8 protein-coding genes are annotated in these 7,954 nt (G+C 71.8%); 4 read left to right on the top strand and 4 right to left on the bottom strand.

The annotated features are described in order from the left end of the window. The 4 genes from K6I33_RS27710 to K6I33_RS27695 form a co-directional block, all read right to left on the bottom strand. Window positions 1-845 (bottom strand): GGDEF domain-containing protein (locus K6I33_RS27710; RefSeq protein WP_229357270.1); only part of this gene is annotated, 845 nt, incomplete at its 3' end. A gap of 176 nt (window positions 846-1,021) precedes the next feature. Continuing rightward, window positions 1,022-1,822: an enoyl-CoA hydratase/isomerase family protein gene (locus K6I33_RS27705; protein WP_229357269.1), complete on the bottom strand. Its 801-nt coding sequence runs from the start codon at window positions 1,820-1,822 to the stop codon at window positions 1,022-1,024. Window positions 1,823-1,939: 117 nt separating this feature from the next. Beyond that, complete coding sequence (locus K6I33_RS27700; protein ID WP_229357268.1) at window positions 1,940-3,094, bottom strand: adenylate/guanylate cyclase domain-containing protein; 1,155 nt, start codon at window positions 3,092-3,094, stop codon at window positions 1,940-1,942. Between the two features lie 130 nt (window positions 3,095-3,224). Continuing rightward, window positions 3,225-4,076 carry a biotin--[acetyl-CoA-carboxylase] ligase gene (locus tag K6I33_RS27695; RefSeq protein ID WP_229357267.1) on the bottom strand — a complete coding sequence of 284 codons (852 nt, stop codon included), beginning with the start codon at window positions 4,074-4,076 and terminating at the stop codon, window positions 3,225-3,227. 209 nt (window positions 4,077-4,285) lie between these two features. On the opposite strand from K6I33_RS27695, the gene K6I33_RS27690 reads away from it, so the two are divergent. The 4 genes from K6I33_RS27690 (at window position 4,286) to K6I33_RS27680 (ending at window position 7,893) form a co-directional block, all read left to right on the top strand. Further along, window positions 4,286-5,884, top strand: a complete 1,599-nt coding sequence (locus tag K6I33_RS27690; RefSeq protein ID WP_229357266.1) for an acyl-CoA carboxylase subunit beta — start codon at window positions 4,286-4,288, stop codon at window positions 5,882-5,884. Between the two features lie 47 nt (window positions 5,885-5,931). Then, entirely contained in the window at window positions 5,932-6,138 is a 207-nt protein-coding gene (locus K6I33_RS27685) for an acyl-CoA carboxylase subunit epsilon (RefSeq protein WP_229357265.1), read from the top strand. Between the two features lie 71 nt (window positions 6,139-6,209). Then, a complete protein-coding gene (gene mmpB, locus K6I33_RS36100) occupies window positions 6,210-6,338 on the top strand; it encodes a morphogenic membrane protein MmpB (RefSeq protein WP_275126786.1) in 129 nt (42 codons plus the stop codon). 103 nt (window positions 6,339-6,441) lie between these two features. Then, window positions 6,442-7,893 (top strand): penicillin-binding protein 2, encoded by a 1,452-nt coding sequence (locus K6I33_RS27680; RefSeq protein ID WP_229357264.1) that lies wholly within the window; start codon window positions 6,442-6,444, stop codon window positions 7,891-7,893. Window positions 7,894-7,954: the final 61 nt, after the last annotated feature.

Raw genomic sequence — 7,954 nt, 5'->3', positions numbered from 1 at the left:
CCCTCCCCCAGCTCCAACTCACCCGCCCGCCGGCACAGTTCGCCCGCGACCCGCACCACCTCGTCCGCCGTCGGCCCCACCGACAGCAGACAGAACTCGTCGCCCCCCAGCCGCGCCGCCAGCGCCCCCGGCAGCTTCGCCCCGCACAGCGACAGCACCGACCCGAAACGTTCCAGCAGCCGGTCCCCGACCGCGTGCCCCATCGTGTCGTTGACCTTCTTCAGCCCGTTGAGGTCGCACACCAGCAGACTGACGACGGCGCCCTCCGCCAGGTGCAGTTCCACCGCCTCGTCCAGCCGGGCGTCGACCGCCCGCCGGTTGGCGAGACCCGTCAACGGGTCGGTGAACGCCAGCCGCCGGATCTCCTCCAGACGCTCGGTCTGCGCGATGCCGGACGCCGCCACCGCCGCCAGCACCGTCGCGAAGTCCGTGTCGGCGGGCCCGAAGTGCGGCGCCCGGACCGAGCGCGCCACGTACAGCTCACCCCAGGCCCGCCCGTGCAGCACGATCGGCGCGACCACACAGCAGCCGCGCCCGCGCCGCCGCAGCGCGGCGACCCTCCCCTCCTCGTCCCCCCGCGCCGTCTCCACCCACGCGTGTGGCTGCCCGCCCACCCACTGCTCATGGAGGAACTCCGTGATCTCGGGGAAGACGTCCACCGGGTACGACTCGTCCCCGGGGAACCGTTCCTCCCCCTCCGCGAGCTCACCCACGTTCACCAGCACCCGCAGCCGGCCGCGCTCCCGCTCCCACACCGAGATCGCGGCGAACGTCCCCTCCAGGGCGCGGCAGGCACCCGCTGCCGCGGCCTCGACGCTCTCGAGCGGGGTGGGCGCCGCGGCCATCGCCTGCGCGAGCTCCACGACCGCGCGCAGCCGGGCGTCGCACTCCCCGTCACCAGCCACCGAGCCTCACATTCCGTGACCGTCAGGACCTCCGGCCCGTACTCCAGCGTAAGAACGTCGGGCACATTCCGCGCAATGAGAGCGAACACAAGAGCGAATGGCGGCCTTCGGCCGCCCTACTCCCCCGGCCAGTCCGGCTTCCGCTTCTCGTTGAAGGCCGCCACGCCCTCGGCCCGGTCGCCGGAGAAGGCCACCGACCGCCAGGCCGCGTCCTCGACCTCCAGCCCGGCCCGCAGGTCCAGCCCGTGTCCCAGCCGCAGCGCCCGCTTCGCGGCCCGCAGCCCGACCGGGGAGTTGCCCGCGATCCGGGCGGCCAGGGCCAGGGCCTCCGCGCGGTCGCGGCCCTCGTCGACGAGCAGGTCCACCATGCCCAACTCCCGTGCCTCGGCCGCCTCCACCCGCCGGGCGCTGAAGATCAGCTCGGCGGCGCGGGCGGCCCCGACGCGGCGCGGCAGCAGCTGGGTGCCGCCACCGCCGGGGATCACGCCCACGGACACCTCGGGCAGCCCCACCACGGCCGTCCGGTCGGCCACGATCACATCGCAGGACAGCGCCAGCTCATAGCCGCCGCCCAGGGCGAAGCCGTGCACGGCGGCGATGGTGGGCACGGGCAGCTCCAGGACGCCCGTGTAGCAGGCCCGGGCGTGCGGGCGCTGGCGGACGAGGTCGGCGTCGGTGAAGGAATTGCGCTCCTTGAGGTCGGCGCCGACGCAGAAGGCGCGTTCGTGCGTGGACGTGAGGACGACGACCCGGACGTCCCGGTCGGCGGCGAGCTCGGCGGTCGCCCGCCCGATGAGCCGGCCCATCTCCGTGGAGACGGCGTTCATGGCCTTGGGCCGGTCCAGGACGAGTTCGGCGACGTGGCCGTTCTCGTGCGTCCGGATCTCGATCCACTCTCCGATGCGGCGTTCGCTCACGCTGCTGCCCTCCCGGGTCTCCGTACACGGACGGCACCGATCATGCCTCCCGACGGCCCCGGTGGGCCATACCCGAGATCAACCCCGAACCCGGGATCAACCCCGACCGTGCGAGCGTCAGCCCTCCCGCCGTGTGAGCAGCCACGGCTCGACGACGCCGAGGCCGCGCACCGGCCGCTGCCACATCGGCTGGAGCGCGAAGCGGTACTCGCCCCGCTCCTCCGCCGCCGCGACCTCCGCCTCCGACTTGGGCGCGTCGCCGTTGCGCGTGAGCTCCTCCGCCAGGGCGCCGTCGACGAGGACGGCGTCCTTCGGCGCTATCGAGGTGAGCCGGCTGGCGAGGTTGACGGTGGTGCCGAAGACGTCGCCCATCCGCGTCGTCACCGTGCCGAAGGCGATGCCGACGCGCAGCTCCGGCATGGTCTCGTCATGGGTGAGGGTCTCGATGAGCCGCAGCCCGATCTCCGCCGCCGTGCCGGCGTCGTCGGCCGCGTACAGCACCTCGTCGCCCAGCGTCTTGATCAGACGGCCCCCGTGCGCGGCCACCAGGTCCGCCGCGGTCGTCTCGAAGGCCTCGACGAGCTCGCCGAGCTCCTCCTCCTCCAGCCGCCGCGTCAGCCGGGTGAAACCGACGAGGTCGGCGAACCCGACGGCCAGCCGCCGGTCGACCATCTCCGCGTCGTCCGCGCCCTGGACGACGCGCCCGGTGGCGGCGGCGAGCTGCCGCCGCCAGACGTAGACGAGGAACTCCTCCAGCTCCGGCAGGAGCAGCTCCACCAGCGGATAGGTGATCTCGGCGCGGGACAGGCCCTCCTGAGGCTCGGTCAGCCCCTCCAGGAAGGAGTCGATCTGCCAGTCGGCCAGCCGGGCCGTGGTCTGCCCCGTGGACCGGGCGACCTGGACGGCCATGGGCTCGCTGAGCAGGCCCGCCTCGACCAGACCGGCCAGCCGCCGCAGCGCCAGCACGTCCGCCTCGGTGAGCGCCTTGGCCTGGCCGATGTCGGCGAAGCCCATGGCGCGCCAGAAGCGGGCGGCCAGGTCCATGGAGACCCCGGCCGCGCGGGCGGCCTGGAAGGGGGTGTAGCGGCGCTCCGCCCCGAGGATCAGTGACTCCAGCCGGAGCGCGAGAGGGTCGCCCTCCTCGCCGATGTCCTCCTCGACGCCGGGGTGACCGGCGTGACCGGCGTGGCGCGCGCCGTGGTCGGTGCCGCCCGTACCGTCGTCCCCCGTGGCCCTGCCGGCTCGGGTGGTTCCCCCATCGTCGGCGGTCACCGCCCGCCCCCTGTCCGATCCGTGCGCACTGCCCTGCCGATCACTGCTCGCTTAGGTTCCGGGCACAACGATACGTCAGGTGTGCCGTAGCTCACTCTCCCGACGGCGCGGCGGTCACTCTTTACGACGTTTACGACCCTGCCGCCCGCAAATGGACGATGTCACCCGCTCCCACCGGTTGCTGCATCCCCTCGGTCGTCGCCAGCACCAGCCGTCCGTCGCCGTCGACGGCGACGGCCTCGCCGACCAGTTCGCGGCCGCCGGGCAGTTCGGCGCGCACGGTCCGGCCGAGCGTGGCGCACCCGGCGGTGTACAGCTCCTGGAGCCGGCAGGCCACCGGGTCGCCGCCGACCGCGCGCCACGCCTCGTAGAGGTCGGCGAGGGAGCGCAGCACGGCGCGCAGCAGCGGGTCGCGGTCGGTGACCTCGGCACCGGCCAGGGCGAGCGAGCCCGCCCCCGGAACGGGCAGCTCGTCGGCGCGGAGCGTGACGTTCAGCCCGATGCCCACCACGACGCTGTCGCCGGAGCGCTCGGCGAGGATGCCACCGGCCTTGCGCTCCTGGCCGTCGACGGTGACGAGCAGGTCGTTGGGCCACTTCAGGGCGGTGTCGACGCCGGCCGCGCGGGAGAGGGCGGTGGCGGTGGCGACCCCGGCGAGCAGCGGGAGCCAGCCCCAGCGTTCGACGGGCACCCCGGGGCCGGGGGTGAGGCGGACGGAGAAGAAGAGACCGGAGCGCGGGGGCGCGGACCAGGTGCGGTCCAGGCGGCCGCGCCCGGCGGACTGTTCCTCGGCGACGAGCACGGCGCCCTCGGGGCCGCCGGCGGCGACGAGGTCGGTGTTGGTGGAGCCGGTGTGCCGGACCACGTCGAGGGAGGTCCACAGTCCGCCGGGGCGCAGCAGCGCGCGGCGCAGGGCGGTGGCGTTGAGCGGGGGCCGGTCCAGGTCGGACCAGGGGCTGCCGGAGGCGTCGGAGGGCGTCATAAGAGCCACCATAGGAGGCGGGAAGGCCGACGACCGGGCTGAACCGGGCGGCACCCGGTGGCGCGGATCCCGCCGAAAGGTGTGGCCAAAGACGCACTGCCGCAGCGCATCCGCGCGGATACGCTACGAACCGGTAGCCAGGGCGGGCCCGTCGGACGGCCGCCCTGTTCCGCCATCCCACCCCTCCGGACGAGCAGGAGCCGCATCCCGTGTCCGAGCCTGTAGCCGATGAACTGGACATCCACACGACCGCGGGGAAGCTCGCGGATCTCCGGCGCCGGATCGAGGAGGCGACGCACGCCGGTTCCTCGTGGGCTGTGGAGAAGCAGCACGCCAAGGGCAAGCTGACGGCGCGCGAGCGGGTCGATCTGCTGCTGGACGAGGGCTCGTTCGTGGAGCTCGACGAGTTCGCCCGGCACCGTTCGACGAACTTCGGCATGGACGCCACCCGTCCGTACGGGGACGGCGTGGTCACCGGATACGGCACGGTGGACGGCCGGCCGGTGGCGGTCTTCTCGCAGGACTTCACGGTCTTCGGCGGCGCGCTCGGCGAAGTGTTCGGCCAGAAGATCATCAAGGTGATGGACTTCGCCCTGAAGGCGGGCTGCCCGGTCATCGGCATCAACGACTCGGGCGGGGCCCGCATCCAGGAGGGTGTGGCGTCCCTGGGCATGTACGGCGAGATCTTCCGCCGCAACACCCACGCCTCGGGCGTCATCCCGCAGATCTCGCTGGTCGTCGGCCCGTGCGCGGGCGGCGCGGTGTACTCGCCCGCCATCACGGACTTCACGGTGATGGTGGATCAGACCTCGCACATGTTCATCACCGGCCCGGACGTCATCAAGACCGTCACCGGCGAGGACGTGGGCTTCGAGGAGCTGGGCGGCGCGCGGACGCACAACACCACCTCGGGCGTGGCGCACCACATGGCGGGCGACGAGAAGGACGCCATCGAGTACGTCAAGGCGCTGCTGTCGTACCTGCCGTCGAACAACCTCTCCGAGCCGCCGGCCTTCCCGGAGGAGGCCGACCTGGAGGTCTCGGACTCCGACCGCGAGCTGGACACGATCGTCCCGGACTCGGCGAACCAGCCCTACGACATGCACACCGTGATCGAGCACGTGCTGGACGAGGGCGAGTTCCTGGAGACGCAGGCGCTGTTCGCGCCGAACATCATCACGGGCTTCGGCCGGGTGGAGGGCCGCCCGGTGGGCGTCGTCGCCAACCAGCCGATGCAGTTCGCGGGCTGTCTGGACATCGACGCGAGCGAGAAGGCGGCGCGGTTCGTGCGCACCTGCGACGCGTTCAACGTCCCGGTGCTGACGTTCGTGGACGTGCCGGGCTTCCTGCCGGGCACGGACCAGGAGTACAGCGGCATCATCCGGCGCGGCGCCAAGCTGATCTACGCGTACGCGGAGGCCACGGTCCCGCTGATCACCGTGATCACCCGCAAGGCGTTCGGCGGCGCGTACGACGTCATGGGCTCCAAGCACCTGGGCGCCGACCTCAATCTGACCTGGCCCACCGCGCAGATCGCGGTGATGGGCGCCCAGGGCGCGGTCAACATCCTCCACCGCCGCTCGCTGGCCGCGGCCGCCACACCGGAGGAGCAGGAGGCGCTGCGCGCCGAACTCCTCGCGGAGTACGAGGACACGCTGCTCAACCCGTACGTGGCGGCCGAGCGCGGCTACGTCGACGCGGTGATCATGCCGTCGGAGACCCGCCGCCACATCGTGCGGGGGCTGCGCGCCCTGCGTGAGAAGCGCGACGCGCTGCCGCCGAAGAAGCACGGGAACATCCCGCTGTAGCGAACCGCAGCAAAGCCGTAGCGAACCGTAGCGAAAGGGACGCCGACGTGATCAAGGTCGTACGGGGCAACCCCACACCCGAGGAGCTGGCCGCCGCTCTGGCGGTGGTACAGGCGCGCGCGGCGGTGGGCGCCACCGTCGCGCCGGCCGCCCCCGCCCGCTCGGAGTGGTCCAACCCGGCCCGGCTGGCGGCGGGCCGGCGGGTCCCGCACCCCGGCCCCCGGGCCTGGCGCACCACCTACTGGCCCGCCTGAGCCCCTGCCTCCGTGGCGCCTGAGTACGCGTACTCAGGCGCCACACGCCTTCCGGGCGGAGCATGGAGGCCATGCTCTGGTCCGACCCGTCCGACGAACCGCCCGAGGAACTGCGTGAGGCGCAGCGCATGCTCCGGCGGGCGGGGGTCGTGCTGGCGGTGGGGATGGTGCTGCTGTTCCTGGTGCTCGGGGTGCAATGACCTCGCGGTGCGCTGACCCGTACAACGGTCACGCTGTGTCACAGACGGCTCATAGGTTTGTCCGTTCTGGAACTACATTCACCCGATTCACGTCCTGCCCCATATGAACAAGCCCGTCCGCCACATAGCGGTATTCACTGGAATACTCGTGCTCGCCCTGCTCGTCAGGGCGACCTGGGTGCAGTTCGTCCGCGGCGACGAGCTGTCCAACCACGAGAAGAACCGGCGCGTCGCGATCGCGAGCTTCTCCCAGCCGCGCGGCAACATCATCGTCGGCGCCCGGCCGGTCACCGGCTCCGAGGAGACCGGCGGCGACCTGAAGTACAAGCGGACCTTCACCGACGGGAAGATGTACGCCCCGATCACGGGCTTCTTCTCCCAGGGCTACGGCAGCAGTTATCTCGAAGGCGTCAACAACAAGCTGCTCAGCGGCACCGACGACCGGCTGTTCTTCCAGCGCACCGCCGACATGCTCACCGGCAAGAAGGCCCGTGGCGGCGATGTCGTCACCACCATCGACCCCAAGGCGCAGAAGGCCGCCTACGAGGGCCTGGGCGACCGCAAGGGCGCCGTCGTCGCCCTCGACCCCCGGACGGGCAAGATCCTCGCGCTGGCCTCCACCCCCTCGTACGACCCGTCGACGATCGCCGGGAACAGCAAGAAGGACAAGGCCGCCTGGGACGCGCTCCAGAAGGACCCGGACAAGCCGATGAACAACCGGGCGCTGCGTGAGACCTACCCGCCCGGCTCCACCTTCAAGATCGTGACGGCGGCCGCGGCCCTGGAGAACGGCCTCTACTCGGACATCAACGCCCCCACGGACTCCCCCGACCCCTGGGTCATGCCCGGCACGGTGACCAGGCTGCCCAACCAGAACCCCCTGGCCCCCTGCAAGAACGCCTCCCTCAACGTGGCCATGCAGAACTCCTGCAACACCGTCTACGGCAAGGCCAGCTCCGACCTGGGGCAGGACAAGATGCGCTCGATGGCCGAGAGGTTCGGCTTCAACCAGGAGCCCTTCACCCCGGTCCGGGCGAGCGCCAGCACCTTCCCCAAGGACATCAACAAGTCCCAGACCGCCATGGCCGGCATCGGCCAGGGCAGCCTGACCGCCACCCCGCTCCAGGTCGCCATGATGACCGCCGCGATCGCCAACGACGGCAAGCTGATGAAGCCCTACATGGTCGAGGAACTGCGCGACCCGGACCTGAAGACGGTCGAGAAGCACAAGCCCGAGGTGATGTCCGAGGCCGTCTCCCCCGAGATCGCCAAGAAGGTCCAGCAGATGATGGAGGACACCGCGACCAAGGGCACCGGCAAGGCCGCCCTCATCGACGGCGTCACCGTCGGCGGCAAGACCGGCACCGCGGAGCGGGGCAAGGACCAGAAGAACCTGGCCTGGTTCATCTCGTACGCGAAGACGGACGAGGGCTCGCCCGTGGCCGTCGCCGTGATGATCGACCCGGACGACAGCGTCCCGGACGACGAGATCTCCGGCGGCAAGCTGGCCGGCCCCATCGCGAAGAAGGTCATGCAGGCGGTGCTGGGCAAGTAGGCCGGAGAGGCGACCCCGGGGAACCGCCTACCCTGGCCCCCATGAGCAACCGCACCCCGTC

The organism is Streptomyces sp. UNOB3_S3, from assembly GCF_020740895.1.
GTDB lineage: Bacteria > Actinomycetota > Actinomycetes > Streptomycetales > Streptomycetaceae > Streptomyces.
This window is presented reverse-complemented; position numbering and strand designations above follow the sequence as displayed.